Origin of the sequence: Rhodococcus sp. EPR-134, assembly GCF_001647205.1 — a bacterium.
Taxonomy (GTDB): domain Bacteria; phylum Actinomycetota; class Actinomycetes; order Mycobacteriales; family Mycobacteriaceae; genus Rhodococcus_F; species Rhodococcus_F qingshengii.
This window is the reverse complement of the sequence record NZ_LVCT01000563.1, coordinates 1-1,013: the sequence shown is the minus strand read 5'-3', so window position 1 is coordinate 1,013 and position 1,013 is coordinate 1. Positions and strand designations below refer to the sequence as shown.

Genomic DNA, 1,013 nt, shown 5'->3' with positions numbered 1-1,013 from the left:
CTCGGTGACTCGGGCGGACATCGAGATCGACGTCGACATGGAGAGCTATCAGGAGCACGGCGCGTACCTGTGGGGGACGTTGCTCAATGTCGGCGGCTTCTCGATGTATCGAGGATTTGCGACGTGGGATCCGCTGCCGACGCGTGACGAGGCGCGGTCGTTCGCAGAGTTCTGGGGCTGGCTGATGGCGGAGCGTGCCGCGGCCGCTGCTTCGGGTAAAACCTTTGCCGCATACTGTTATTCGCGTTCAGCCGAGGATAAGTGGTTGTTGGACTCGGCGCGCAGGTTTGCCGGTGAACCCGGGATTCCGAGTAAGGACGAGATTCGCGAGTTCATCGACAGTCCGCAGTGGGTCGACATTTATCAAGCAGTGAGTGATCAGTTCATCTGCCCGAACGGCAAGGGGCTCAAGAAGATTGCGCCCGTCGCCGGCTTCAACTGGCGTGACGCCGAGGCCGGGGGTGAAGCGTCGATGGCGTGGTACCGCGAGGCGGTCGGCTACGACGGTGAGCCGGACGAGACGCAGCGGACACGCATCCTGCAGTACAACGAGGACGACGTCATTGCCACCAAGGTCCTCCGTGAGTGGATGACGGACCGCGCGGAGAAGGAAATTCCGCTGGCTTCCGAGTTGTAGCGCTGATCCGTTCTGTCGCGATTGTCTGAAACATCCTATTGAACAGTATGTTTCAACTCGTAGTTTCTCGTCATCGTGTGTCCGGAACCCGCATCCGCGCTACCTTCATCTGGTCGGCTCCACGATGGAGGGTGTTGCATGCTGAGCAGGCTGACTTCGAGTGCGAGCGACGCCGAACTGTCTGACGTCGAGCGGCGCGACCTCTTCGCACGCCAGATACTGCAGGTGACGACGGTCGCGCCACTGGCCAACATGGTCAATGTACTCAGCGTGTGCGCTTTGCTTGTGTATGTCGTACCCCCCGGTCACAACGAGTTTCGGGTGATCTGGGGTTCTGCGGCCTTCTTGGTCGTCCTCAATTCGGTGCGCGTCTGGA

Annotated in this window: 1 protein-coding gene and 1 pseudogene; both read left to right on the top strand. The window is 60.3% G+C overall.

Annotated elements, in window-relative coordinates; genetic code table 11:
- Positions 1-637, top strand: a 637-nt coding sequence (locus A2J01_RS25165; RefSeq protein WP_156519401.1) for a TM0106 family RecB-like putative nuclease, incomplete at its 5' end; no start/stop codon positions are given.
- A 138-nt stretch (positions 638-775) separates the two neighbouring features.
- Positions 776-1,013, top strand: a pseudogene (locus A2J01_RS25160) (putative bifunctional diguanylate cyclase/phosphodiesterase); the annotation flags it as partial.